Annotated in this window: 22 protein-coding genes; 8 read left to right on the top strand and 14 right to left on the bottom strand. The window is 53.1% G+C overall.

From position 1 onward, the window contains the following. Nucleotides 1-59: 59 nt before the first annotated feature. Nucleotides 60-995 carry an RNA-guided endonuclease IscB gene (iscB, locus tag NEA10_RS20385; protein WP_252663181.1) on the bottom strand — a complete coding sequence of 312 codons (936 nt, stop codon included), beginning with the start codon at nucleotides 993-995 and terminating at the stop codon, nucleotides 60-62. A gap of 381 nt (nucleotides 996-1,376) precedes the next feature. Here iscB and pirA point away from each other — a divergent pair, with 381 nt between their 5' ends. Further along, on the top strand, nucleotides 1,377-1,532 hold the full coding sequence (gene pirA, locus NEA10_RS20380) for an arginine synthesis PII-interacting regulator PirA (protein ID WP_252663180.1): 156 nt from the start codon (nucleotides 1,377-1,379) through the stop codon (nucleotides 1,530-1,532). 7 nt (nucleotides 1,533-1,539) lie between these two features. Here pirA and rsgA read toward each other — a convergent pair whose 3' ends face one another. The 5 genes from rsgA to grpE all read right to left on the bottom strand — a co-directional run bounded on the left by rsgA (nucleotide 1,540) and on the right by grpE (nucleotide 7,264). Then, nucleotides 1,540-2,625 carry a small ribosomal subunit biogenesis GTPase RsgA gene (gene rsgA / locus NEA10_RS20375; protein ID WP_252663179.1) on the bottom strand — a complete coding sequence of 362 codons (1,086 nt, stop codon included), beginning with the start codon at nucleotides 2,623-2,625 and terminating at the stop codon, nucleotides 1,540-1,542. Continuing rightward, nucleotides 2,622-2,900 (bottom strand): sulfurtransferase TusA family protein, encoded by a 279-nt coding sequence (locus NEA10_RS20370; RefSeq protein WP_252663178.1) that lies wholly within the window; start codon nucleotides 2,898-2,900, stop codon nucleotides 2,622-2,624. The genes rsgA and NEA10_RS20370 overlap by 4 nt, the downstream gene beginning before the upstream one ends. Beyond that, nucleotides 2,897-4,021, bottom strand: a complete 1,125-nt coding sequence (dnaJ, locus tag NEA10_RS20365; protein WP_252663177.1) for a molecular chaperone DnaJ — start codon at nucleotides 4,019-4,021, stop codon at nucleotides 2,897-2,899. Before dnaJ ends, NEA10_RS20370 begins: the two co-directional genes overlap by 4 nt. Before the next feature lie 98 nt (nucleotides 4,022-4,119). Then, entirely contained in the window at nucleotides 4,120-6,405 is a 2,286-nt protein-coding gene (dnaK, locus tag NEA10_RS20360) for a molecular chaperone DnaK (RefSeq protein ID WP_252663176.1), read from the bottom strand. An 88-nt stretch (nucleotides 6,406-6,493) separates the two neighbouring features. Beyond that, entirely contained in the window at nucleotides 6,494-7,264 is a 771-nt protein-coding gene (gene grpE / locus NEA10_RS20355) for a nucleotide exchange factor GrpE (RefSeq protein WP_252663175.1), read from the bottom strand. 385 nt (nucleotides 7,265-7,649) lie between these two features. Here grpE and NEA10_RS20350 point away from each other — a divergent pair, with 385 nt between their 5' ends. The 3 genes from NEA10_RS20350 to NEA10_RS20340 all read left to right on the top strand — a co-directional run bounded on the left by NEA10_RS20350 (nucleotide 7,650) and on the right by NEA10_RS20340 (nucleotide 12,129). Next, on the top strand, nucleotides 7,650-9,665 hold the full coding sequence (locus tag NEA10_RS20350) for a GspE/PulE family protein (protein WP_252663174.1): 2,016 nt from the start codon (nucleotides 7,650-7,652) through the stop codon (nucleotides 9,663-9,665). A gap of 40 nt (nucleotides 9,666-9,705) precedes the next feature. After that, nucleotides 9,706-10,824: a type IV pilus twitching motility protein PilT gene (locus tag NEA10_RS20345; RefSeq protein WP_252663173.1), complete on the top strand. Its 1,119-nt coding sequence runs from the start codon at nucleotides 9,706-9,708 to the stop codon at nucleotides 10,822-10,824. 135 nt (nucleotides 10,825-10,959) lie between these two features. Beyond that, on the top strand, nucleotides 10,960-12,129 hold the full coding sequence (locus NEA10_RS20340) for a type II secretion system F family protein (RefSeq protein ID WP_252663172.1): 1,170 nt from the start codon (nucleotides 10,960-10,962) through the stop codon (nucleotides 12,127-12,129). Nucleotides 12,130-12,221: 92 nt separating this feature from the next. On the opposite strand, the gene NEA10_RS20335 is transcribed toward NEA10_RS20340, so the two are convergent. The 4 genes from NEA10_RS20335 to NEA10_RS20320 all read right to left on the bottom strand — a co-directional run bounded on the left by NEA10_RS20335 (nucleotide 12,222) and on the right by NEA10_RS20320 (nucleotide 15,340). Then, nucleotides 12,222-13,208 carry a FliH/SctL family protein gene (locus tag NEA10_RS20335; protein ID WP_252663171.1) on the bottom strand — a complete coding sequence of 329 codons (987 nt, stop codon included), beginning with the start codon at nucleotides 13,206-13,208 and terminating at the stop codon, nucleotides 12,222-12,224. Between the two features lie 272 nt (nucleotides 13,209-13,480). Beyond that, nucleotides 13,481-13,945: a peptide-methionine (S)-S-oxide reductase MsrA gene (gene msrA, locus NEA10_RS20330; protein ID WP_252663170.1), complete on the bottom strand. Its 465-nt coding sequence runs from the start codon at nucleotides 13,943-13,945 to the stop codon at nucleotides 13,481-13,483. 211 nt (nucleotides 13,946-14,156) lie between these two features. Continuing rightward, on the bottom strand, nucleotides 14,157-14,456 hold the full coding sequence (locus tag NEA10_RS20325; RefSeq protein WP_252663169.1) for a hypothetical protein: 300 nt from the start codon (nucleotides 14,454-14,456) through the stop codon (nucleotides 14,157-14,159). Continuing rightward, nucleotides 14,456-15,340: an alpha/beta fold hydrolase gene (locus tag NEA10_RS20320; protein ID WP_374111916.1), complete on the bottom strand. Its 885-nt coding sequence runs from the start codon at nucleotides 15,338-15,340 to the stop codon at nucleotides 14,456-14,458. The genes NEA10_RS20325 and NEA10_RS20320 overlap by 1 nt, the downstream gene beginning before the upstream one ends. A gap of 102 nt (nucleotides 15,341-15,442) precedes the next feature. Between NEA10_RS20320 and rlmN the strand changes: the two genes are divergently transcribed. Beyond that, nucleotides 15,443-16,477, top strand: a complete 1,035-nt coding sequence (gene rlmN / locus NEA10_RS20315; protein ID WP_252663167.1) for a dual-specificity RNA methyltransferase RlmN — start codon at nucleotides 15,443-15,445, stop codon at nucleotides 16,475-16,477. Here the strand turns inward: rlmN and NEA10_RS20310 are convergent. Next, entirely contained in the window at nucleotides 16,474-18,126 is a 1,653-nt protein-coding gene (locus NEA10_RS20310; RefSeq protein WP_252665417.1) for a DUF6930 domain-containing protein, read from the bottom strand. The genes rlmN and NEA10_RS20310 overlap by 4 nt on opposite strands. A 217-nt stretch (nucleotides 18,127-18,343) precedes the next feature. On the opposite strand from NEA10_RS20310, the gene def reads away from it, so the two are divergent. The 3 genes from def to recG are packed head-to-tail and all read left to right on the top strand — an operon-like array spanning nucleotide 18,344 to nucleotide 21,661. Next, complete coding sequence (gene def / locus NEA10_RS20305; RefSeq protein WP_252663166.1) at nucleotides 18,344-18,916, top strand: peptide deformylase; 573 nt, start codon at nucleotides 18,344-18,346, stop codon at nucleotides 18,914-18,916. A gap of 15 nt (nucleotides 18,917-18,931) precedes the next feature. Further along, on the top strand, nucleotides 18,932-19,135 hold the full coding sequence (locus NEA10_RS20300; protein WP_252663165.1) for a hypothetical protein: 204 nt from the start codon (nucleotides 18,932-18,934) through the stop codon (nucleotides 19,133-19,135). Between the two features lie 18 nt (nucleotides 19,136-19,153). Then, nucleotides 19,154-21,661, top strand: a complete 2,508-nt coding sequence (gene recG, locus NEA10_RS20295) for an ATP-dependent DNA helicase RecG (protein ID WP_252663164.1) — start codon at nucleotides 19,154-19,156, stop codon at nucleotides 21,659-21,661. A 219-nt stretch (nucleotides 21,662-21,880) separates the two neighbouring features. On the opposite strand, the gene NEA10_RS20290 is transcribed toward recG, so the two are convergent. From NEA10_RS20290 to NEA10_RS20280, 3 genes are all read right to left on the bottom strand, one after another. Continuing rightward, complete coding sequence (locus tag NEA10_RS20290; protein ID WP_252663163.1) at nucleotides 21,881-23,299, bottom strand: hypothetical protein; 1,419 nt, start codon at nucleotides 23,297-23,299, stop codon at nucleotides 21,881-21,883. A gap of 70 nt (nucleotides 23,300-23,369) precedes the next feature. Beyond that, the gene (locus NEA10_RS20285; RefSeq protein ID WP_252663162.1) at nucleotides 23,370-24,092 is read right to left on the bottom strand and encodes a hypothetical protein; all 723 of its coding nucleotides are present in this window, start codon (nucleotides 24,090-24,092) and stop codon (nucleotides 23,370-23,372) included. Between the two features lie 61 nt (nucleotides 24,093-24,153). After that, a complete protein-coding gene (locus NEA10_RS20280) occupies nucleotides 24,154-25,851 on the bottom strand; it encodes a tetratricopeptide repeat protein (protein WP_252663161.1) in 1,698 nt (565 codons plus the stop codon). Nucleotides 25,852-26,660: the final 809 nt, after the last annotated feature.

The following is a 26,660-nucleotide window of genomic DNA, read 5'->3' as shown; positions in this document are numbered from 1 at the left end:
CCCGTCTCTTCAGAGCGGGGAGGAAAACCGACTCAAGCGGCTTTAGCCGCCCGCAACCTTCAGAGTGCATAGGCATAACCGTCCCTCTTATGAATTGATTTACAGTATTTGTGGCTGATCCCAGCCACCTTACCCATCTTGGTTGCTATGTCGAAGCTGCCAGAGGCACGGCAAAGAACTCGTCCTAAGTAGGAGCCAATCTTCTTGCCTGCCGTGACATTTGCAACAATGATGTCACCCGTCTGGAAACCCTTATGTATCCGTACTCTTGACCGATGGCGAAAGGGAAACCCATATTTATTAGTGCCGCACATCTTACGTGTCCCATGCCCAGTTGCTTTAATCAACAAAGGCTGAGTCGTGAGAATTTCTAGCCGATTGACCCTTCCCACACAGGCAGCATCCAGCCAATGAGTTTTAGGCAGATCTAGCAGGTATTCCCTGACCTCATAGCCTGCCAAAGTCCCCTGCTGGTATTCAGTGCCGCTAATCTCAGGGTTCTGAATTACCTGAGTATCAAACCGGACTAACTCTTGTGAGATACCCGCAATGGGAGCATAACGGCATAGCCGATTAACCCATGTCAGGGTAGTTTTGACCCGATGCATTAGAGAAGGCGCTAACCATCCTTCAGCACGGGTACGGTTGAGAAACCGAGGCGCACGATAGCGGGTTTTGCGATTGCGCCTCCCCCTGCGCAGTTGGCTACGACTTAGCAAAGCATTTTTGATGGCTTGCCCTCGGTGGGTAAGCTCTGCCGCCCAAACGACCTTTGAACCATTTAGAATGGCTAGCCCAGTGGTCTTCGAGCCGGGATCAATCTTTAACTGTAGAGGTTTGATTTCAGATTCTGCCTCCTGTTTCAATATGATGGTGAAAGGATATCGGCGGAACACCGCCGCTTTTCCCTGACTTAGCAAACACCGAGCCTCTCCCGGATGGACCGGATTGAGCATTTGCTTATTCGGGTCTAGAACAAACACAAAGTTGGACATGGAAATCTCCGTAGAACGGGTAATGGTTTCCTCGCCAATGTTTTCAAGGCTTGTTGAGCTAACGGCACTGTCTACATCCCAGCTTCAACTGTTTAACCGTTAACGACAGAGCTACAAACTGGAAAGCATTTGTAGGTGTCATGACCTCAAAAACGTAGCCAGTTAAGGCTTAGGCTGGTCAGCTAACCAAAGCTAGAGGCATGAAGCCCCGTCACTGAGCGTGCGGGGTGCTGACGACAACTCCATAATTCTCATGAGCTTGTGGGAGGTAGGGATGAATTTCTGTAACATTTTATACGGAAAACCCTAAAATGAGGGTCAGTGTCTCTATAATTGTGGTTAGGAACCAGTACACCAAACTCTTGCAACGCACTGTTTATCATGAACAAAATCACTCGTCAAGCTATCAATGAAGCCAACCGCAACCACCTAGCAACTCTCAAAGAGTCCCTAGAGCGTCGTATCAGTGTCGCTCGTGCCAATGGGAATGAGCAGCTGTTACGGCAACTTGAAGCCGAGGCCAGTTATCTACGCTAGGCTCTGCCTACGGTTCATTGTGTTCATCTAATTCTTCACATAGCTCTTGTAAGGTTTGATGCTGTCGTCGCCGTGATTGGCGACGATATTTTTTTGAGGCCAGTTTGGGTTCATAGCGACGTTCTCCACCGGCTTGAGCCTTGCGTTTAAAGCTAGATTCTTCCTCACCACTATGCTGTTGAGCGGTATCTTGGGCGATCGCCTCCTCTAAGAAGGTCAGATAATGCTCATAGCGTTCCCAATCCCCCCGGATCTGACAACCGGGTTCGTCACGATGGCGACAGTCACTGAAATGACAGCCATTCCCGTCCCGTCGTTGGCGAATTTCCGGAAAACAGTCTCCTAGGTTTTGGGCCGTGGTGGTCAGTTGTGGTTGATTGAATCCGGGAGTATCGGCTAACAGTCCCCCTTGTTCTAACTCAAACAACTCCACATGGCGGGTTGTATGTCGTCCTCGTCCCAGTTTGCCGGAAACCTGGGCCACCCGTAAGTTGGCTTGGGGAATCAGACGGTTGATGGTACTGGATTTTCCCACCCCAGAAGGTCCCGCTAAGATGGTGATCCCCCGTTCTAGCCGCTGCTCCAAGGCCTCCAGTCCCGATCCCGTTTTGACGCTCATCAGTAGCGGCTCATAGCCCCATTGGCGCAGTCGCGATCGCCAAGCCTCTTGCTCCTGCTCATTGACTAAATCACATTTATTGAGACAGAGTTCAACGCTCAACTGGGTGGACTCAGCTTTGACGAGAAAGCGACTCAGTTGCCAGGGATCGAGGCTGGGTTCGTCGAGGGTGAATAGTAACAAGATGCGATCGGCATTGGCAACTGGAGGGCGATCAAGTTCTGTACGCCGGGGCAACACCTCACCAATGGCACCACGATTTCCCTCCCAGTCGGGTTCCTCCACCACCACGCGATCGCCCACCATCACCTGCTGACCCACTTTTTTTAGGCGAGTGCGACGGGTACAGAGGAGGCTGGGGGTGGGAGGTGGGGGATTGCTATCCAATTGGACGTGATAGAAGTTCGCTTGAACTGCTAACACCGTTCCTTGGGGATACCAGACTTCGGACTCCATCAAAGGGCGATCGCTCATGACTGCGGACAGCGTACCTGCAAGGCAAAATAGCCCTGACAGTCTCGGATTTCCTCAATCCCATATCCGGCCATGGTCAGGCTGTCCGGGACTTGTTCAATGGGTTCTCCCTCATCGAGCCAAACCTCTAACACTTGTCCCGCTTGCATCCGTTGTAGTTGCAACTTCGTCCGTACAAAATTCAGGGGACAGGGAGTTCCCCGTAAATCCAACTGAACATCCACCCCAGCTGCATTCCCTGTTCCGTTCTCAGAGGAATGAATCGGTTGACTCACTTAAATAACCCTCCCAAAAAGCCTTCCACGCCACCTTTTCCGGCTCGTTCACCGCGAATGTTTGCCAATTTTTCCAAGAGTTCCCGTTCCTCAGCATTGACTTTGGTGGGAATATCTACATGAATCGTTAATAAATGGTCACCACGGCTGACGGGATTGCCCAGGCGCGGGACTCCTCGCTCTTCTAGGGTAATGACTCGGCCCGGTTGCGTTCCAGCGGGGATGGTCACTTCCACTTCCCCATCAACGGTGTTGACTGGAATTTTACAGCCTAGAATGGCTTGTAAATAACTAATATTGATGTCTGAGAGGATATTGATGCCATCCCGTTTAAACTCGCTGTCATCATTGACAAACAGGTAGACATATAAATCTCCCGGGGGGCCATTCCGTTTCCCGGCATCTCCTTCTGACTGCACTCGCAGCCGGGTGCCGTTATCGACCCCAGCGGGAATGGTAATCTTGAGCTTTTTGGCAACTTGTAGTTGTCCCTTCCCGGAACAGGTTGAACATTGGTCTTCAATCACCTGTCCTGTGCCGTTACAGGTGGGACAGACGGAAACCTGTGTAAAGCTGCCAAAGGGGGTGCGGGTGGCACGACGGACTTGTCCTGAGCCGTTACAGGTGCCACAGGTTTTAGGACGGGTTCCCGGTTTAGCCCCGGTTCCGCCACAGGTGCCACAGGTTTCTAGGTGACTAATGCGGATTTCCTTTTCCCCGCCAAAGACCGCTTCACGGAAATCGAGTTTCAGATCTAGGCGTAGGTCATCGCCCCGAGCCGGACCGCTGCGGCGGCGGGTTTGGCCGGTATTGTTGAAGCCCCCAAAAAAGGTTTCAAAAATATCGGCAAAGCCGCCGGGGATATCGGAGAAGTCCGAGAAGCCAGCGCCGGGGACTCCAGAGCCGACTCCTGCCTCACCGAAGCGATCGTAACGACCCCGTTTTTCGGGATCTGATAGGACTTCATAGGCGCGGTTAATTTCCTTAAACCGCTCCTCTGCCCCCTCTTCTTTGTTGACGTCGGGGTGATATTTCCGGGCCAGCCGTCGGAAGGCTCGTTTAATTTCGTCTTTATCTGCGGTGCGAGAAACACCGAGAAGGTCATAGTAGTCGGCAGCCATAACGCGCTTGTTGCTAAGAGTTGGACAGGAGAGAACAGTAACGGTTTCATCTTAAGGGCCAGGGGTTGGCCTGATGGACAGCACCGGAGAGGGAACCGTTAGAAAAAGGGATTATCTGGGTCCCCCTCATCGACCGGTTCTGCCGGCGCGGGAGAAATATCAAAGGGATTATCTCCCTGGGTTGGATTGGCCGAGTTGGGTGTTGGAGTTGTCTGAGAGGGGGGAGCTGGGGGGGAAGATTTCCCCCTGGGAGAAGTCGCCGGGGGTTTCCGCTGACGAGTTTGAGAGGCGGGAGGAGCCTGGTTCGGAGCCGGGGATGGCGCGGGGGACTCGGCCGGGGGAGAGGCCTGGGATAACAAGGCTTCTAAGTCTTCGAGTTCCCGGGCTAAGTCAATATCTAGGTCGCCGTCGTCCTCATGTCCTAAGTCTTCGAGATCGAGTGAGTCTTGAGGACCGGCGGAGGTTGGTCTGGGGGAACGGTTTGAGGGGTCTGGGGCGGGCTGGTGACTGTTAGTATCCGAGACCTCCTCTGGGGGAGGACTGATGGCGTCAGGCGACTCGTCCACCGGGCCGCTGTCACCTTGATAGACGGCAGAACCAATGGCAAATAGGGTTTGTTGGAACTGATGTAACCGCTGGCGAATGTCCTCGATGTTGGGTTTCGCCTCGTCGAGGACGTCTTGCAGTCGATGAGCCTTTTCTGTGACTTCTAGTTTTAGGCGATCGCTGATTAAGTCGGCGTTATGCTTGAGGGTATCTTCGTAGTTATAGAACAGGGCATCGGCCTGATTCCGCAATTCGGCTAGGTTTCGTTGCCATTCGTCTTGATCGGCGAACTGTTCGGCGTCGAGGCGCATCTGTTCGATTTCTTCGCTACTGAGACCCCCGGTATTGGTGATTTGGATGCTTTGGGCGCGGCCGGTTCCCTTGTCTCGGGCGGAGATGTTGAGAATGCCATTGGCATCAATTTCGAAGCTTACCTCGATTTGTGGGATACCCCGGGGGGCTGGGGGAATCCCCATGAGAATGAATTTGCCCAGGCTTTTATTGTCTCGTGCCATGGCCCGTTCCCCTTGTAGGGCATGGACTTCTACTGAGGTCTGGCCATCGGTGGCCGTTGAGAACATCTGGGATTTGCTGGTGGGGAGTGTGGTGTTTCGTTCGATAATTTTTGTAAACACTTCCCCTAGGGTTTCAATTCCCAAGGATAAGGGGGTGACGTCGAGGAGGAGGACATCTTGCACTTCTCCTCCTAATACCCCAGCTTGAATGGCTGCCCCGGTGGCGACGGCTTCGTCGGGGTTGACGGAGTAATCGGGTTGCTTCCCGGCGAAGAAGTCGCTGATAGCTCGCTGCACGGCTGGGGTTCGGGTTGAGCCACCAATGAGAATGAGACGGTCAATTTCCTCGGTGGTCATGTTTGCGTCTTCGAGGGCTTGACTAACTGGCTCAATTGTGCTGTCGATGAGGGGCTTAACCAGGTCCTCAAATTCACTGCGGCTTAGGCGCACATCAATGTGTTTGGGGCCGGTTTCATCGGCGGTGATGAACGGTAGGTTGATATGGCTATCGGTGAGGGATGACAGTTCAATTTTGGCTTTTTCAGCGGCTTCCCGTAGTCGCTGCATGGCCATTTTATCGGTGGAGAGGTCGATCCCCTCGGCATCGCGGAAGTTGTTGACTAGCCAGGAGACGATTTCACTGTCGAAGTCATCCCCCCCGAGGTGATTGTTGCCGGCTGTGGCCTTGACCTCGAAAATGCCGTCGCCGAGTTGTAGAATCGAGACGTCGAAGGTTCCCCCGCCGAGGTCAAACACTAAAATGGTGAGTTCTTCGTCATGGCGATCGAGGCCGTAGGCGAGGGCGGCGGCGGTGGGTTCGTTGATAATCCGCAGCACTTCTAGTCCGGCGATGGTTCCGGCATCTTTGGTGGCTTGGCGTTGACCGTCGGTGAAGTAGGCCGGGACGGTAATCACCGCTTGATAGACGGGTTCGCCGAGATAGGACTCGGCATCTTGTTTCAGTTTTTGTAGGATTGTGGCCGAGATTTCTTGGGGCGTATGATTGCGATCGCGAATCTTAACATCCACGGTGTTGTCGCGCCCGGTGATGCAGTTGTAGGGGACCCGAGAGCGTTCCATCTCGGTATCTTCCCAACGCCGGCCAATAAAGCGTTTAATGCTGTAAATGGTGTTTTCAGCATTGGTCACCGCCTGGCGTTTTGCCAGTTGGCCAATGAGGCGATCGCCTGATTTTGTAAACCCAACCATGCTCGGGGTTGTGCGCCCGCCTTCCGAATTAGGAATGACGACGGGTTTACCGCCTTCTAAGACAGCAACACAACTGTTGGTGGTCCCGAGGTCAATACCAATAACTTTTCCCATAACCCATATTCGGGATGTGACGTGAACACCCTAGCGCGTCCTAAATTAAGTCGGCGCCAGGGTTAGGCTTCTGTTGCGGTCCACTCCCTTAGGAGTCAGAAGCCTCGGTGTCCGATTCTCCTGAGCTTACCACGGGTTCCGGGGCCGTTGCCACCTTCACCATGGCATGACGGAGAACCCGCTCGCCGAGGGTATAGCCTCGCATCAATTCTTCGGTGACGGTTCCATCAGGATAAGCATCGGTGGCCTCGCGCATTACGGCATCATGGAGATTCGGATCAAACTCCTCTCCTTCGGGACGCATAGGGGCAACCCCGAGGCGTTTTAGGCAGTCAACCATCTGTTTGTAGACACTTTGATAGCTTTTATGGATGTTGATTTCCCCGTCGGTTTGCGGTTTAATCTGAGTCCGGGCCCGCTCAAAGTTATCCACGACCGGCAGAAGTTCTTTAAGGGTGGTACATTTGGCTTGTTCTTCTAGGTCTGCCTTTTCTTTCTGGGTTCGTTTGCGGTAGTTATCAAAGTCCGCCACTAAACGAGTGTATTGCTGATTCAGGTCTTCGAGTTGAGACTGAGCGGCTTCGGCGGTGGCCTTCAACATGGCGATCGCCGCTTCTGGGGATTCCGTCGCTTGGGCGGCGGCGGCAGCCGCTTCCGCTTCTACCACCATCGGATCCATTGCCTCATCTTCAGTCGATTCTCCTGTAGACTCTGCCTCAGACACCGTTGACTCCTCAGTGGGAGCGTCCTCAACGGTGACGGCTTCAGGAACAGTATCAGCAGTGCTATCTACAGGGATGTCTTCCGGGTCTACGGTGGTTTTCGTGGTCTCCTGTTCGAACTGCTTGTCTTCGTCCATGTCTGACTTTCCCCTTACAAGTTTCTTAGTACAGGCGCTCCGAGTCGAGGGCGCTCGCAAATCACACGATACACCACAATGCTTAGGTCTTAGGAGCCATTTTCTAAAAATGGGCCGCTTCCCTTGGAAGCACTCCGGTTAAGAGTAACGCCTCATGATCGATCCTAGGCCATTCTAACGTTCTCTGTTGTCAACGGCCAGAGGGAGCTGCCGCTGGGCGATCGCCCTAGAGCTTCCCTCCACCCCCAGGTCTCAAGGAGGCTACCCCACTCTCTCAGGTGAGCTACACTGGTCAGAGGAGTTGCCCTCGCGCCCTGTTGCTCCCGCCTCTGTCCCGACGACGATGCAACTTGTCGATTGTCCTCACCCGCTCGTGTAATACGCCATGACTAACTTTTCTGCTAGTGCCCCCAAAGCTCGGCGTGCCTTGGTGGTTCAGACGAACTTTTCTCCCTTTGGAAATAAACTCATTCAAGCGGGTCACGTCAGCCCGGATCAGATGAGCCAGGCCCAAGAAGATAGCCGCCTGTCGGGTCGTCCCTTGATTGAGGCAATTGAAAGCATTACTGGAAAACAACTGCCCCCCGAGTTAATCCGCCAGTATAAAAAGCAACAACTGTTTGAGTTAAAGATTCTTTACGGGGTTGAGGCGTTCGATCCAGAGGTGACGGAGTTACCGCCGGGGCAAGTGAATAAGCTCTTGGAATTTGTCTCGGTGGATAGTTGTCGTCGCTACCGCTTTGTTCCCTTGGAATTGAAGGAAAATGCGGTGGTGGTGGCCATGGTGGACCCGGACAACCTAGAGGCTCAGGACGACCTGAAGCGGATTCTGCGGGCTAAAAACTACGGTTTGCAACGGCAGGCGATTACCCCGGATGACTATCAATCTCTGATTTCGGTTTACCTGGATGAACAGGTGAAAAAGGAAGCCGAAAGCCAAAAACGGGAACAGGCTGAAAAGAATGCCATTACCGTTGAAGATGTGGCTCAGTTGGCCGGAGAGGATGATGACTTGGAAGAAGCCCCCCCAGAAGCGGCGGATTTGGAGGAGGAGGCAGATGCTGAGGACAAAAGCGTCATTGCTCTGGTTAATAAGATTCTCCGTAAAGCTCTGACGGATGATGTCTCTGATATCCATGTCGAGCCGCAAGAAGAGTTTCTCCGGATTCGGATGCGTAAGGATGGGGTGCTCCATGAGCCGTTTCCTCGCCTTCCCAAGTTGATTATTCCAGCAATTACCTCCCGTTTTAAGATTATTTCGGATATGGATATTGCTGAACGCCGTCAAGCCCAGGATGGACGGATTAGACGGATGTTCCAAGGCCGAGCGGTGGATTTCCGGGTGAATGCCCTCCCCACCCGCTATGGTGAGAAAATTGTCTTGCGGATTCTGGATAACTCTTCGACTCAGTTGGGGTTGGATAAACTCATCTCTGATCCCGAAACCCTGGAAAAAGTGCGGGAAGTCTCCAGTCGTCCCTTCGGGTTGATTTTGGTGACGGGGCCGACGGGGTCTGGGAAGTCAACGACCCTCTATTCGATTTTGGCAGAACGGAATGACCCGGGGGTCAATATTAGTACGGCGGAAGATCCCATTGAGTATGCTCTCGATGGGATTAGTCAATGTCAGGTGATTCGGGAAAAAGACTTGACCTTTGCCAACATCCTGCGGGCGTTTCTGCGGCAAGACCCGGATATTATTCTGGTGGGTGAGACGCGAGATAAGGAAACGGCAAAAACGGCAATTGAGGCCGCGTTGACGGGTCACTTGGTCTTGACGACGCTGCACACCAACGATGCGGCGGGGGCGATCGCTCGTCTGGATGAGATGGGGGTTGAACCCTTCATGATTTCTGGCTCCCTGTTGGGAGTATTGGCCCAACGGCTGATGCGGCGGGTTTGTTCGGAATGTCGCATTCCCTACACTCCAACTCGCGAGGAGTTGGCTCGCTATGGGATGAGTGCTTCGAGTGATGTGGATGCAACGTTCTATAAGGCCAACACGGTTCCGCCGGGCGATCGCCAAGAGTTACAAGAGCGCGGCGAGCTATGTCCTAAATGTGGTGGAGTTGGCTATAAAGGACGGGTGGGGGTCTATGAGTTCCTACAAACCACTGAGGAACTGGCTTTGCTGATTAATGAAAATGCACCCACGGAACGGATTAAGGAGAAAGCCGTTGAGCAGGGGATGACGACGTTGTTGGCTTATAGTCTCAATTTGGTGAAACAGGGGCATACTACCTTTGAGGAGGTGGATCGGGTCACGTTCACAGACTCTGGGTTAGAGGCTGAACTGAAAGCTAAACGCAAGAGTTCGCTCACCTGTAACAACTGTGGAGCAGGCTTGGATCCTGAGTGGATGGATTGTCCCTACTGTATGACCCCCCGTTTCCAGGATTAAACTGGCAACTGTACGCCGTTAAAGGAGCAAAGGAACTGTTATGGATTACATGATTGAAGATGTGATGGAGTCCTTGATTGAACAAGGTGGCTCTGATATGCACATCCAGGCTGGGGCCCCTATCTTTTTTCGCATTAGCGGGAAGCTGACGCCACAACCACAGTTTGGGGAGTTGTTGGCCCCGGATGAATGTCAACGGCTGATTTTCAGTATGCTCAATAACAACCAACGTAAGGATCTAGAGCAGAACTGGGAACTTGACTGCGCCTATGGGGTTAAGGGCCTCTCTCGCTTCCGGGTGAACGTGTATCGGGAACGGGGTTGCTTTGCGGCTTGTTTGCGGGCGCTGGCTTCGGAAATTCCTAATTTTGAGAAGTTAGGGGTTCCGGAAATTTTGCGGGAATTGTCCATGCGGCCTCGGGGTATGGTCTTGGTGACGGGACAAACGGGGTCCGGGAAAACGACAACGTTGGCGGCGATTATTGATTTGATTAACCGCACCCGCTCGGAGCATATTCTCACGGTTGAAGACCCAATTGAGTATGTGTTTCCCAATATTAAAAGCCTGTTCCACCAGCGGCAGAAGGGAGAGGATACGAAGAGTTTTGCCAATGCTCTCAAGGCGGCATTACGGGAAGACCCTGATATTATTCTGGTGGGGGAAATGCGGGACTTGGAAACAATTTCTCTGGCGATTTCTGCGGCGGAAACGGGTCACTTGGTCTTTGGAACCTTGCACACCAACTCGGCGGCTTCAACGGTTGACCGGATGTTGGATGTGTTCCCCCCCATTCAACAGCCGCAAATTCGCGCCCAGCTTGGGGGGGCGTTGGTGGGAGTTTGCTCTCAGAACCTCTTGAAGAAGGTCGGGGGTGGACGCTGTGCGGCTCATGAAATTATGGTCAATAGCCCGGCGATCGCCAACTTGATTCGGGAAGGTAAAACCAGCCAAATTTACTCCTCGATTCAGATGGGCAGCAAGATGGGAATGCAAACGATGGAGATGTCCCTAGCTCGTTTGGTGAATGAGGGGAAAGTTACCTATGAGGATGCTCTGGGTAAAACCTCGAAAACCGATGAACTCGATCGCCTGATTGACCCCCGGGTTAAAGCGGGTGGAGTGCCCACGCAAGGGAAGGTGAAAGCTAAAGCACGCTAGGGACTGACTCGGGTTGGAGCACATCGAACTGTCTAGGAATCCTCGGGGTCATCTCAAGATGTGCTCCTTCTCAACCGGGGAGTTGATTCAGATTCAGGGTTGTTATACGTCAATGCCAGTATTGGAATTAAAACCATGACCAATGTAGTCAAGGCTGAGTCAAAGGGGTTTGACCTCAGCAATTTAGAAGAAAGTATCTCGGCTGCGATTAGCAGTGTAACGGTTAAGGACAAGGCTGTATTTTCTCGACAGTTTGCCGCTATGTTTAACGCGGGGGTCGGGATGTTGCGCTGTTTATCCGTGTTGACGGAACAATGCGGGAACGTCAAGTTAAAACGCTCTTTAAAAGCCATCAGTATTGAGGTGGAAGAGGGGGGTTCCCTGGCTGAGGCGATGCGGAAACATCCTAACTGTTTCGATAAACTCTATGTCAGTATGGTGGCAGCGGGGGAAGTCGGGGGGGTTCTTGATGAAGTGCTGAACCGCTTGGCGATTCTCTTGGAGAAAAGTGCCAAGATTCAGAATGAGTTAAAGTCGGCAATGTCCTATCCTAAGACGGTGGGAGGAATTGCGATTATCATTTTCTTGGGAATGACGATTTTTCTGCTGCCCACTTTTACAGGAATTTTTGACCAGTTGGATGCAGAACTGCCGATGTTCACTCAGATCATGATGAGCATTAGCTTCTTTCTGCGGGGTCCTTTCTTGCCGATCGATGATCCGGAGGCGGAAAGCTGGGTTGAAACTCGCAACTATGGTGTGGTGGTTTTGGTCGGTATCTTAATCGGAATTGTCTTTGCGATTAAGCAGTATTACAAAACTCCTGTCGGTCGTTTTCAGATTGATGGGTTAATGCTCAAGGCTCCCATTTTTGGGGACATTATTGAGAAGTCTGCGGTGGCGAGTTTTTGTAATGTGTTCGGGACGTTGACTCGCTCTGGGGTCCCCATTCTGAATGCAATGGAAATTGTCCGGGATACGGCGGGGAATGAGGTGATTGCGGAGGCGATCGACTATGCGAAGACTCAGATTTCCGAAGGGGGGAGTATTAGTGAGGCGTTTCGAGAACGGGGTGTGATGCCGGCTTTGGCTGTGCAGATGATGTCCATTGGGGAGGAAACTGGGGAATTGGACAAGATGTTGATGAAAGTGGGTGAGTTCTATGAGGATGAGGTGGAACAGGCGATTAAGGGTCTGACCTCGATGATGGAACCGCTGATGATTGTGGTCATTGGGGGGATGGTTGGCTCCATTCTCTTGTCGATGTATTTGCCGATGTTTGCGGTGATGGACGCGATTGGTTAACGTCCTCACAAACTCAATGAGTTGACCCCCGGTTTTTTGAGGAAACCGGGGGTTTTTTCGGGGGGTAGATTTCTCTATCCTGCGATGGGGAGTTAGGGTGATTTAAACCGTTCGGTTAATTCCTCCCGCTCCAGTTGCAGCAGTAGGGGCATGATTTCGCTGGAGGGACGCTGAATCAGGATGTCCAGGAGTTGGCTGAGTTCCTCGTCTAGAAGACCGAATCGGGCTTCTAGGAGGCTGGCGATCGCCTCTCGTCGTTCCCGTTCCCGACCCTGTTCAAGTCCTTGTTCAAGTCCTTGTTCAAGTCCTTGTTCGAGTCCTTGTTCGAGTCCCTGTTCGAGTCCCTGTTCAAGTCCCTGTTGTCGGCCTGAGAGTTGAGCGGCCTCAAGTTGTTGGTCAAATAGAGGAGATAAACGCATAATTAACTCTCTATCCTCCGGATTAGGGGTGTTATTACTTTCTAGGTCAGCTTTGAGGCGGTTGAGCAGCATTAAGGCGTTGCGACGAAAGGGATTGTCTGGGGAGAGTTGTTCGAGTTCATCAATGGCTTGTTGCTGAACCCGACCTCGCCCTAAAACCCTCAGCCACAGAGTATCGAGATGGCGAGGGAGTTGGTGGATGACGATAATGGCAGTTTGCCATCGGGGTGCTAAATGATAAATGCCGTCGCCCCAAGTTTCTCTCTCTAGGGTAGCACCAAAGGCTTCTAAGAGGTTGTCGGAGGCGGTTGGGGTGAGAATCCAGAGACGGGGTTGGCGCGAGTCGGGGACTGGGGTTTGTTGTCGTCGCGCCTCTCGTTCAAGTTCGGCACAGATGACCAGGAGTTTGAGGACACAATCGCGGATTTCACTGGCGGTGACGGGGTTGCGATAGGGTTCAAAGATGGCGGGATGATCCAGGGTCCGAGCCAAGAGTCCCAGGGGGGCCGAGGATAGGGGAGTTTCGGGGTTGGGGTCAAACCAGAGGTCGATTTGTCGGACTTCCCCCGCTACTCGTCGCGGTGATTGGATGGTTCCGTAGGGGGTGAGTAGTTCTTCGAGATAGTCTTTGGCAAACTGGTCGTGGATGAAACGGGTCACGGTGAGTTCGGTTGGGCGCGGGGGCTGCTGTCTAGTTTACCTCCGTTGGGGAGGCTTACCGGGTTTTTCTGTACGGCAATCTATAAGGGACAAGTTGGGAAAAATTGCGCAGCTTAGATGTCTAGCTTTCCGCCGGCCGCACCGGGCCGGCGAAGCCTTCCCCGACTTAGGCAAAAAAATTGGTGCTTTCACCTAAATGGAATGACTTGTTTTGATATTCTTATTATAAGCCAACGGTTGATGAATGTCAAGGAATTGGGGGCGGAGATGGGTTAACGGTGATGTTTGGCGTAGTACTGCTGATGTTCTTCTTCGGCTAAATAGTAATCTGAGGCGGGTTCGATTTGGGTGACGATGTATTTTTCGCTCTCCTGTTGTTGACGCTTTAACTTAGATTTGCGGGCTATCTGTTCTTGTTCGGGACTGTGGTAGAAAATTACAGACCGATATTGTTCGCCGCGATCGGGTCCTTGGCGATTTAGGGAGGTGGGATCGTGTATGCGCCAAAAGAGGTTTAGGAGGTCGTCGTAGGAGATTTGCTGGGGGTCATATTCGATTTGGGTGACTTCGGCATGGCCGGTGATGCGGGCGCAAACGTCGAGATAGGAGGGGTTGTGGAAATGTCCCCCCATGTAACCGACGGAGGTTTTGATGACTCCATCGAGGGCGGCGAAGGCGGCTTCGATACCCCAGAAACAACCGGCGCCGAAGGTAGCAATGTGGGTGGTTTTAGGCATAGGTGAAGAAGGCAGTAGGCATAACCCACCCCTAACCCCTCCCAGGAGGGGATTGCAGTAGGCAGTAGGGTGGGGAGGGGGGAACCACGTAGGGGCAATCCCTTGTGGTTGCCCGAGGACAGGTCGGAGGGGGAGGAAGGTGGTAGGATGCGTCCGGGCATCGGTTCGGGTTGTGACCTAGGCCGATCGATTCCAACTTGCCCGAACGCATCTAACTTAAGGTTTGGCAGATGTAGTCGCCGGCGCCGAATCGCTCGAAGGGGAGGTGGCGACCATCGGGTTTGATTCGTTCTCGGCGGCGACAGTCGTATTTTTCTCGGGGACGCCGTTGTCCGTCGACTCGGACTTCGGCGCGGTATTCCCAGTGGTATTTGGCACTGCGTTTGATGCTGATGATGCAAATTTCACGATGGTGATAGCTGCGACAGGTTTCGTTGACGGTTGAGGGAAATCCCCACCAGAGGTTGAGAAGGAGAAGGGAGGAGAGGAGGGTGTTGAGCAAAACTGACATTAGTCTAGGTCGGTTACCCAGGATTTGAGAAGGGCGTTCACTTGGTCGGGAACTTCGTCGTGGGGACAGTGACCGGCGTTGAGGAAATGTTCGCTTAGGTTGGGATAGTATTGGCGGAATTTGGCGCTGCGGTCTTTGCTGTTCATCCAGGGGTCTCCTTCTCCCCATAGCATTAATAGGGGTTTGTTGAGTTGGCTGAGGAGTTCGTCGACGGTGGCGCCTCGGGGGGTTCTGAAGACGGAGGCGAAGACTTTGGCGGCGCCGCGATCGCAGGAGGGACGGTAGATTTCTTCGACGAGGCGATCGGTGACGGCGCTTTTGTCGAGATAGACTTTTTCTAGGGTTTTGCGAATGACGGACCGGCGACGGGTGTTCTGGAAAATGAGGAAGGCGACCCAGTCTTGTAGGGCGAAACTGCGTAGCATTCGACTAAAACGACTGGGTTGGCGCGGTTGTACGTCGCTGAAGGGACCGGCGCTGTTGAGGAGGACGAGACCTCGCGCGGATTCAGGTTTCTGGGCGGCGACGGCGAGACAGACGTAGCCGCCCAGGGAGTTTCCGGCGAGGACGACGGGTTGACCGATGACCTCTTGGATGAAGTCATGGAGTTGGTCGCGCCAGAGTTCTCCACCATAGGCGAGAGGGGGTTTCCCGGAACGGCCAAAGCCTAAGAGGTCGATCGCCCAAAGTTCAACGTCGTCTTGCAATCCTTCGATGGTTTTGCGCCAATGGTCGGTCGAGGCGCCGAAGCCGTGGACGAGGAGAAGGGGGGGACGGCTGGCCTGGGGCGATTTCCCGGCCCGGACGTAGTAAATGGGGTGGCCGCGCCAGGTCCAATGCTGTCCGGGGAAACGGCCGCGCTCAAGGGTGGAGGTGCTGGTCATGGTCGGGGTCATGAGGCTGGTTAGAGGCTTTGTAACGTATTGTATCGATTTTTCTCTCTCTAGGGGAAGGTAAAATAGGATGTCACCTTTTAGGCTTTTTCCATGTCTCTGTCTACTGCCACGGCAACTCCCCTGTTAGGTCAATCGCTACAAGACCTCACGACCTGGATGCAAGACCAGGGACAACCTGGCTATCGGGGGAAACAACTGCATCAGTGGTTGTATCAAAAGGGGGTGCGATCGCTCTCGGAGATTACGGTCTTTCCGAAGGCCTGGCGCGAGGCGAATCAAGATGTGACTCTCGGACGTTCGACGATTCATCACCGGTCGATATCTCCTGATGGGACGATTAAATATCTCCTAAAATTGGCGGATGGCAATATTATTGAAACGGTGGGAATGCCGACGCAGCGCCGCTTGACGGTCTGTGTTTCGTCTCAGGTGGGCTGTCCGATGGCGTGTGACTTTTGCGCGACGGGGAAGGGAGGCTTTCTGCGGAATTTGCAGGTCCATGAGATTGTCGATCAGGTGCTGACGGTTCAGGGGGAGTTCCGCGATCGCGTTAGTAATATCGTCTTTATGGGGATGGGAGAACCTCTGCTGAATGTGGATAATGTCCTGGGGGCCCTACGCTGTCTCAATCAAGATGTGGGGATTGGGGCGCGATCAATGACCATCTCAACGGTGGGGATTCCGGGACAAATCCGCCGCCTGGCGCAACATCAGCTACAGTCAACTCTGGCGGTTAGTCTCCATAGTTCTAATCAGACTCTGCGGGAACAGTTGATTCCTAGCGCCCGCCAGTATCCGTTAGAGGCGCTCATAGCAGAATGTCGTGATTATGTCAAGCTCACGGGCCGACGGTTGACGTTTGAGTATTTGCTTCTGGCGGGGTTAAACGATCGCCCCCATCATGCGGAGGAACTGGCCCGCCATCTGCGAGGCTTCCAAAATCATGTCAATCTGATTCCCTATAACCCCATCTCGGAAGTGGATTATCAACGACCCACTCCCCAACAGGTTGATGAGTTCGTCGAGGCCCTTAAAGAGCGCCATATTGCGGTGAGTGTGCGCTATTCTAAGGGCTTAGATGTGGATGCGGCTTGTGGGCAACTGCGGGCCTCTCAGGAGTCTTAAAGCATGGGAAAGAATTTGATGTCCTTAAGACCAATGTCATCTAAGGACAGCATCTCCACTTCATAAAAGGCTTTCATGTCCGAGAGGTCGGGGTCGCCACGGCGTTGTCCGGTGGCCCCCATGGCGATAATTAAGCCACATTTGCCCTTGGTCTTTTTCAGGTTGGCTGTCCAAGCTTGACGGGGCCGACTATGGTAGGGGTTTTCTAGGTCAAACTCACCGACGAGATGGATTTCTTGGTTCTTCAGTTGCAGGAGACCCAATTCAAAGGGATCGTCGCCGAAGGGAGACTGACAGGGTTTGAGGGTTAGACCCCGTAAGCCCCCTCGGGTTTCAATTTCGGCCATAATCTCTTTGACTTTGGGACGGGTGCTTTGGACGATTAGCACGGGATAGTTCCCTGAGGTTCGTTTACAGGGAGTTCCTTCATGATAGCCAACGGTCTCTCGTAGTTCTTCAATGAAATTCCAGGGGAGGTTATCCAATTGCAAAATCGAGCCATTGGGGATGATGTCATCCTGCAATCGCGACATATTTTGAAAGACGGATAAGACCTCATCGTAGTCAGAGTCTTCGTCGAAGCTGACCACTCCATCGTCGTTGAGGAGTTCGTTGGCGACCGTTGGCATGGAGGAGACGGTGACGGAGACGATGCGATCGCCCTCTTCGTTAATATCACTCTCTTGTAGGGGTTTGGGAATGCCAATGTCATAGACCTGGCGGATGACCTCCTGCCAATCGTCCATGAGTTGGTCTTCATGATCGCTTAGGAACAGATGTAAGGCTTTCAGGGCAATCCAAGCGGGGAGGGCTTCTTCGGCATGGAGAAAGGGCCGCAGGCCTTCGAGGGGATGTAAACTGCCAAAATTGCCGTGAACACGTTCCCAGGTGAACTCTCCCAGGTCATCTATGTCATCATCAAAGTCCTCATCCCCTTCATAGGTGAGAAAGATGCAATCTTGCGAGAGAAAGATGCTTTCTAAATTCTCCATGGAGGTGTTGGCCAAGATGGAGGCCCGAAAGTCTTTGAGGGATTCCAGGCTGCGATAGAGCAAAATGCCGTAGTCCAGGCCCAGCAGGCCTAAGATGGAGACATAGAAACTCTCGATTCCGGCATAGTTGAGTTCAATGCTGATGACTTGGTTGTCGCCGAGATAGTCCCAGGGGGCATCGTCCCAGAGGGCCGCGGCTTGTTCGTTGAGGGGATCGAGATACTGGGGGGGGAGTTTGGGAGGTCGCCCTCCGACGGCGTCTTCGAGTCCTCGGAACAGTTCGTCAATCAGGGGTAGTTCGGGGACGTAGTCTAGGTTGATATCGAGGTCTTGGAGAACGCCTCGTAGGAAGAAGAGGAGTTCCCGGTCTTTGACGATGATTTTTTGCGGCCGGGCCGGCTGGGCCGGTTTGTGGGGATATTCCATGGCCCGCAAGAGGGTTCGCACGACGGCTTCCATTCCCGAGTCGTCGGCTACTTTCTCGATCGCCCGCACGACTCCTTGGGACCCATCGACCCAAATTACGCAATCACTGGCATCTTCACCCATCATTTCCCCGGAATCTAGGTCGATTTGCAGCGATCGCCGATCGCCTTCCCAGACGGAGGGGATTTGGTCAAGTTTATTGAGACGGCGACAGGTGGATGGTGTTAACACGGTCAAAGTCAGGTAAGGACGATGGTCAGAGGGCGTTGAACGCTGTCTTTCTACTTTACCACTGGTTTTCGGGATGTTTGTCTGGAGAGGTTAAGCTTTCTCTAGCCAAGACAGGTCGAGGGTTTGGGCGCTGGTCTTGGGGAGGGAGGCTTGTCGTGCTAGCAACAAACGTTATGATTTTACTAAAGGCCTGTACTGACGAACACGTTGCTAAATTATGTCAACTTCAGCACCTCTTCTGGTTGAAAAAACGAAATTAGAGCGCCCTCCTCTGGAAATTCACACTCTGGGCGATCGCGTCTTGCGCCAACCGGCTAAGCGAGTGGCCCGGGTGGATGAGACGGTCCGGGGTCTGGCTCGTGAGATGCTACAAAGTATGTATACTGCTGATGGCATTGGCTTGGCTGCGCCTCAGGTGGGGATTGCTAAACAAATGCTGGTGGTGGATTGTGCGCTGGATGACCCCAGTACGCCGCCGCTGGTCCTGATTAACCCGGTGATTCAAGCCTACAGTCGTGAGGTGGCGTTGGGCCAGGAAGGCTGTTTGAGTATTCCTGGGGTGTATATGGATGTGAAACGGCCTCAGGTGATTGAGGTGTCCTATAAGGATGAGTTGGGCCGTCCCCAACGTCGTCGCTTTAGTGGACTTCCGGCCCGAGTGATTCAGCATGAGATGGACCACCTGAATGGGGTGATGTTTGTCGATCGCGTGGATGACCAATTGCTGCTGACGGAGGAACTCTCGAAATATGGGTTCTCGGTCAAGTCGGTTCGTCGGGTTAAGGCTTAGGGAGGCGCGAGGATTATGATTTCGTCTCCGAAAGTGGGGTTTCTGCTGGCTGTCTCCTGTGTGGCGGCGATCGCGGCGGTGGGGTCTGTGTTTGAGTTGTCCTCGGGACATCCTCAATATGGGGTCTGGCTGACGCGGGTTATTCTAGGGTTGAGTGTACCTCTGGTGGTGTTTGCCTTTTTGGCGGCGGTGCGAGAAGCTAATGCCAACAATTCCTAAGGATTCTCGAAGCTGACGATGGCCCTATCTCCATCTGTTCAAAATGCTCCCGATTGGGAGCGATTGCAAAAGGCGCTCAGTGTAGAAGCTGAGCGCGGTTTTTCGGATCTGGTGGGGCGAGAGTTTCGCTTTCATGAGTTTCTGGAACGTCAGTTTCAGGACCCACCGGCCCGGTTGGCGACGAGCGATCGCCAACGTTGGCAAAATCTGGCGGCGGAGTTTGGTAAATACCCGACTCTGACGCTGGCCCAACGTCAGCATCTGGTGGCGGAGTCGCGACGGGTGTTGTTGCATAGTCAGCGGTCTCTGGAGATGCGATCGCGCTCGGTGCGAGAACCCCTCAGCCGCCGCCAACCCCCCACGGTGGACCTACGGGCCCAAGTTCCGCCGGCCCAGCTGAGGTTGGATCAGCCTCTGAGTGAGGTGCGTCAGATTGGCCGCCGGGGGGGCGATCGTCTGGCCCGCTTGGGACTCTATCGGGTTCAGGATTTGTTGGAGTATTTTCCCCGCGATCGCATTGATTATGCTCGTCAAGTTCCGATTGCTCAATTGGAACCGGGAGAGACGGTCACGGTTGTGGCTCAAATTCAAAGTGCGACGTTTTTTAATAGTTCTAAAAATAAGAAACTTAGCATCTTTCAGTTAACCTTAAAAGACCCAACCGGACGCTTAAAAATTAGTCGTTTTTATCCTGGAAATCGCTACAGTTCCAGTCGCTGGCAACATTCCCATAAGTCCCAATACCCGCGCGGGGCAATGGTTGCCGCCTCTGGATTGGTCAAGAAAAATAAGTATGGGATTACCCTAGAAAATCCTGATTTAGAAGTATTAGAACACGCCGACGCGCCCATTGAATCTTTGTCGGTGGGGCGGGTGTTGCCGGTGTATGCCTTAACCGATGGAGTCACCGCTGACTTGGTGCGAAAATCGGTGTTAGCGGTGCTTCCGGCCAGTGAGCAAATCCCCGAACCCCTGCCCAAGAAATTGCGAGAAAAGTATGATTTGTTGGACCGGCCGAGGGCGATCGCCAATATCCATTTTCCCCCGGATACAGATATCTTAGAATTAGCCCGTCGTCGCCTCGTCTTTGACGAGTTCTTCTACCTACAACTGGGCCTCCTCAAACGTCGCCATGAACTCAAACAAGCCGGGGAACTGCAACTGGCCAGCAGCCAGGCCCAACGACTCACCATTCAAGGACAACTCATCGAGCAATTTTATCACCTACTTCCCTTTGACCTCACCCACGCCCAAACCCGGGTGATTCAAGAAATCCTCGGCGACCTGGACAAAACCTCCCCGATGAATCGTCTCGTCCAGGGGGATGTAGGGGCCGGTAAAACCGTTGTGGCGGTGGTAGCGATACTGGCGGCCATCCAATCCGGCTATCAAGCGGCCTTAATGGCCCCCACCGAAGTCTTAGCGGAACAGCATTATCGCAAATTAGTCGACTGGCTGAATCTACTCCAGCTTCCCGTGGAATTACTAACCGGGTCCACCAAAACCCGCAAACGGCGACAAATCCACAGTCAACTGGAAACTGGGGAACTTCCGGTGTTGGTGGGAACCCACGCTTTAATTCAGGACCCCGTCAACTTCCACCGTTTGGGGTTAGTGGTGATTGACGAACAACATCGCTTTGGGGTTCAGCAGCGGGCCAAGTTGCAACAGAAGGGGAGTAATGGGATTTGTCATGTCCTCTCCATGACCGCCACCCCCATTCCTCGGACCTTGGCGTTGACGTTACATGGGGATTTAGATGTGAGTCAAATTGATGAATTACCCCCCGGCCGCAAACCGATTCAAACGACGGTTTTGGCGGGGAAAGAACGGTTAGAGGCGTATGATTTGATTCGCCGTCAAGTGGCGATGGGACATCAGGCTTATGTGGTGTTACCGTTGGTGGAGGAATCGGAGAAGTTAGACCTCAAGTCAGCGGTGGAGGAGTATGAACGGTTGCAAGAGGTGTTCCCTGATTTTCGGGTAGGATTGCTGCATGGCCGGATGAGTTCAGGGGAGAAGGATGCGGCGATTGCGGCGTTTCATGGTCATGAGACTCAGATTTTAGTCTCGACGACGGTGGTGGAGGTGGGGGTGGATGTTCCCAATGCGACGGTGATGTTGATTGAGAATGCGGAACGTTTTGGCTTGTCGCAGTTGCATCAATTACGGGGTCGGGTTGGCCGAGGGGGCGATCGGGCGTACTGTATATTAATGACTCATCCGAAGGCCTCGCCGGATGCGAAACAGCGGTTAGAGGTCTTGGAGTCGTCTCAAGATGGCTTTTTGATTGCTGAGATGGATATGCAGCTTCGGGGTCCGGGTCAGATGTTAGGAACTCGCCAGTCGGGGTTACCGGATTTTGTTTTAGCCAGTCTGGTGGATGACCGAGAGGTGTTAATGTTGGCCCGGGATGCGGCGGAACGGGTGATTCGCAAAGACCCCACGTTAGAACGATATCCCCGCATGAAGGCGGAGTTAGAGATACGGTTTGAGCGAATGTTAGGTGGTGCTATATTGCAATAGGGAAGAGGCAAGAGGGTTACCACGTAGGGGCGTACCCTTGTGGTCGCCCGAGGACACCGAGGAAGAGGAGGGGGGAAGAGGCAAGAGGCAGTAGGGGCGCACCCTTGCGGACTCTGAGCGGCTCTGCCGCCTGCACTCGGGAGGCAGAGCCTCCCCAAGAGCATGACTTGGCTGGAGCCAAGTCACGAGGAACCAGAAACCCGGTGTCTGGTCTTCAAATTATGGACAAAACAGCCAAGGAATCAAATAACCAATCATCACAGAACTAACCGTCAGCAAAACGGTAATCAACTCCGGAGTTAACCACTGTTGCCAAAAATTAGATTTGAGGTCACGCAGAGGAAACTCAGGATCTAGGCCCACCGCCACCTGGGTCGCCTTTCCTTGAACCCGAACCCGTAACCCCGCCGGTTCCTCAGGATGTAACTCAATCCGGGGAAGTCGCCGAATCGTGGTTCCCCGCTGGGGGAGAATCAAAAACTGTCCTGACTCCAAAGGTAAGGATTCAGCCAGAAAATTGACCTGTCCCTCTAAAATCGTTGAGCGAACCCGGTCGTCCCTCACATCTTCCGCCTGAATCACTCGCGTGAACCTCACATCCTCTACCTGTAACTGTCCCCAAAACCAGTCTTGATAGTCTGTCGCTTCTAAATCTGGTAGCTTAATGTAAATTTTTGTGTCTCCTTTGAGGTTTAAGTACAGTTCTGTGCTGTACGGAGTCCAAGTGAAGGTTTCAATCTGATAAGGTGACCCCCACTCGTCCTCGGCTTGGGGACGTAATTGGGGACTTTCAAATCCTTCTAGGTTCAATTGCAGGGCTGTCGGCCCGAGGGATAATTCCACGGGAATGGAGGTTTCGTCATTGGGAGGGATGAGTCGAAAAGAGAGTTGATGACGCTGGCGGTCATAGGCGAACTCGTCTACTTGGGTTTGGGGGGGAAGTCGGAGCGATCGCAGTTCCAGGGACCCCTCAGAGGAAGCTGTATCCTCCAAAATCAGTTTACTATGGCTATAGGGTAAGTCAATCTCCACGGGGTCGAACTCATTGAGGGGTTCCCTCATCGCCTCTGAGTCAAACTCTCCTAATAAACGAATCTCTTGCACCCCTTCAAACTCAAGTTTGGGCAAAGATCGGAGGGAATTGAGAAGCAGTTGCTCGGTGTTAGGTGGGGTCTGAAAACTGACGCTGCGGCTGATAATATTAGCCTCGAATGTAACAGGAACTTGCCAAAAAAATAAGACAATAAATCCCAGACATACTAGAATTAGACTGAAAGCGATAAAATGCTTAAAATCTTTCTTAATCAACGAGGGTCTTGCTCTGGACTTGTCCGTTAAGTCTAAGAGGTCATCGAGGGATTGAGGCAGATAAGGGGGACCGCCGCTATAGCCAGGTTTCCAAGAGCGAATCCAGTAATAGCCTTTCAGCATTATTTGCAGCAGGCCAATGAGGCTCATTTCCAGAAGTTTAAGTCCTTTTTTTCCCACTCGCGGCAACGTTTGCAGAAGACGGCGGCGGTGTCGTTTGAGAGAGCGGCTGAGGGGAGCATTGAATTGATTATAGCGGACAAATTGACCATAACTTTGGCCATAGGCGTTGAGGCGATGGAGATAAAACTTTAGACCCGGACGTTTCATGATGCTCTCAGACCCAATGGTAACTCAATTCTCATTCGTTGCCCCCTCATTCTCTCCGGTAGAGACCGGCTTAGGGAGAGAGCCAATCGGGATGATGATAGAGGGCGAAAATGCGAGTGATTTGTTCGGGCCGTTGTCCCCGCCGCTGAATTTCTGCTTGGACTTGCAGGCGATAGAGTCCCTCGGGTTGGTTGCGTGCATCCCAAGTAAAGCGGATTTCTCCATCCCGAGGATTGGGCCGACGGTCCCGGTGAACGACTTGATTGTTGCGGTGAATTTCTAAGGAGTGAATCACGGCCCGACTGGGGGAGTAAAAGACCAATTCGTAGTAGGAGCCGGAAGACCCAATAATGACGGGACTATAGACCGGTTGACTGCCCTGAAAATGGGCAATGGCTCGTAAACTCTGGGCGGGGACGTTGGCACCTTGTAAGATATCAGTCCCTAGGTTAATTTCATAGTTATTTCTCCCAGATTGTAGGGCTAAGTTATCCAGTTGATAGCGGCGACCAAAGGAGCGAACTCGGAGGCTGGGATTGGACCCGGTGGTGGCTTGAGGTTTCGGGACTTGTAAGCGCAGTCTGGTGGGATAATGGGTGAGGGTTGAGGTGGCAAAGGAGACGAGACCAAAGGACCCACTCACCCCCTGGCGATTGATTCCCTCGCAACGATTAGGATTGGGGCGGCGTTGGTAGATTAAGCGGTCAGAAACCTGGCTCGGACAGGCGTGAACTGGGGTCATCCAGGTGGCGGCGAGAACGAATCCTATGATGAGGGCTTGGTTCGGTTTCATGAGATTACCTTCAGGGTGAGAGCAGGTGCTAGGGTGAAGGGATGGTTGGGGTCGGTTGCTCTTAGTTGGCCGGGATACCCCAGGCTTGTAATTGGTTCTGGAGAATGTTGAGAGGATAGGCAAAGCCAAAGCCGCCAATGGAGTTTCCTTGACCCCTGGGGGGAGAGGAGCCGAGTTCGTCACCAATGGTCACGAGCAAGCCGACGACTTCATCATTATAAATGACGGGACTGCCGGAGTTACCGACGGCGAGAGTAGCGCCGCCAATTTGCAGGTTTTGTTGTCTTGGGTCAGCGACGATATTGGCAACTCGACCGCTTTCCATGGTCCAGGGATTGCCGGTGAAGGGATGACCGATAATGAGGATGTCTCCCAGCATGGGGGCTGGAGAACTGGCGAGGGGCAGGGGTTCGATGTCGTCGGGGAGATTACGGACTTCTAAGATGGCTAAGTCTAAGGGGTCATTGGGGGCGGTGATGTCACGGATACGGGCGGGGAAGCGCAATCGATGTTCGGGGTCGTTTTGGCTATAGAGTTCGATTTGAATGGAGTCACTGGGGCGTTGACTGTTTCCGTCGGAGACGACATGGCGATTGGTGACGATTAGGGTGATGTCTCCGTCCCGTTGGATGACCCAGCCGGTTCCCTGTTCGGAACCGCTGGAGGTTTCGGTGAGGATGAGGACAACTGACCGTTGCAGGGGAAAGTAGGGGTTTTCCTCTAGGCTGGGGAAACGTTCTTCGAGGTCGTCGGGGAGAGGGTTGTCCTCCAGGTTCAGGAGACGTTGCGCTTCTCGCAGGTTGGTTCGGGCTTGGGAAAATTCTGGGTCAAGTTGGATGGCACGTTGGTATTGGCGGATGGCTTCTTGGAGGTTTCCTTGTTGTTGTAGGGCGTAGCCGAGTGCCGTATGGGCGAGGGTATGGGCGCTTGCGGGTGTCGTGGTTGTGTCTTTGGGGAGTGTCAGGGCGGTGCGGTAAGCAGCGATGGCTGAGTTGAGTTTCCCTTGGTCTCTCAGGGCATTTCCGAGATTGTAGTAAGCCCCAGCAGACTCGGGATTGAGTTCAAGGACCCGGTTGTAGGCGGCGATGGCTTCATCGAACTCTCCTTGCTCACTCAGGGCAATTCCGAGATTGTTGTAAGCGTTAGCAGACTCAGGATCGAGTTCAATGGCTCGCTTGTAGGCGGCGATGGCTTCATCTAATTTCCCTTGCTCACTCAGGGCAATTCCAAGATTGTTGTAAGCATTGGCATAATTCGGGTCAAGTTGTAAAGCGCGATGGTAAGCTGCGATTGCCTCATCTAGCTTTCCTTGCTTAGATAGCGCGACTCCGAGATTATTATGGGCTAAGGTATGGACACTGGCAGTTATTGATTGTTCGTCGGGAAGTTCCAGAGCGCGATGGTAAGCTGCGATCGCCTCATCTAGCTTTCCTTGCTCAGATAGGGCCACTCCGAGACTGTTATAAGCCCTAGCAAAATCTGGGTTAAGTTCCAGAGCGCGATGGTAAGCTGCGATCGCCTCATCTAGCTTTCCTTGGTCATATAGAGCAATCCCGAGATGCCTGTAAGCTTTAGCATTATTGGGTTCAATCTCCAACACTCGACGCCACGTCTGTTCGGCATCCTCATATCTCCCGTCACTCTGAGCCGCATTTCCTTGCTCAAACAACTCATCTACCGTTCCTATCATCCCACAACCTTGAGGAATCAGCAGGAGAGACAAGCCCAACACCCATGCCATTACTGTGCGCGTCACCATCGACCGAGACCTCCAGCAAACCTGATTCCAGTATAATCGTTAACTCATCACCGAGGGGGCAGACCTGCCCAATGACTCAGTTGCGGTAGAACTTTCCCAAAACCCCAGGGGTCGCTGAGGTGAACTTCCCCGACTTTCCCCGGACGGCGATTCTCTCAAATGCTTACTTTAGCGAGGTTTCAGCCCTTTGGCTGTGGCTGAATTTAGGGGTATGGGCAGTCGGGGGGCAATCTATCACACTCCCATTTTTTCGATTTTGGGGCAGTTGTCAACCCCTAGGGGAAAATTTTTGCCGGGTTTTTCTAAGAGGCGATGTTCGGCGGGGGTGGGGATTTTGCGGTGGTTTTTGGGCTTGTCATTTTTTGAGAGTTGCTGGTTTTTGGGGCGATAGAGTGATGAGAAACTACTCCGTCTGGCTCCGGTTCAATTGACGGTTGAGGAAGGAGTTGATGAGGAGACAAGATTGTGGGGAGAACAGCGGTTCGCCCTGACAGTGGGGGTTAACTCCCGATTTGCTATTTGAGTCCATCGAGTCTTCCTGATGTTTCCCGCTCACAATAAACGGTTGTTTGATGGGTTTTCTGAGAGGTTTTGCCAGGAGTGTATCCCGAGTTCACGAATTTGTCTCATGACGGTTTCAACAGTTACAGAAGTCCCCAGTTGGGGGGAGAGGCGGGGAGGGACTGGCTGAGGGAGTCGCCCTCGCTCGGGGACGCGCCGCCGGAGAAGGAAGAGGGCTAAATTGCCATTTGCTTAGGGGTCATTGGCTAGGGTGGGGCAAATGTCAGGGAATCGGGATGAAGTTTTGT

The sequence above is a fragment of the Phormidium yuhuli AB48 genome, from assembly GCF_023983615.1.
Classification (GTDB): Bacteria; Cyanobacteriota; Cyanobacteriia; order Cyanobacteriales; family Geitlerinemataceae; genus Sodalinema; species Sodalinema yuhuli.
The sequence above is the reverse complement of the archived record's forward strand: the minus strand, read 5'-3'. Positions and strand labels throughout refer to the sequence as shown.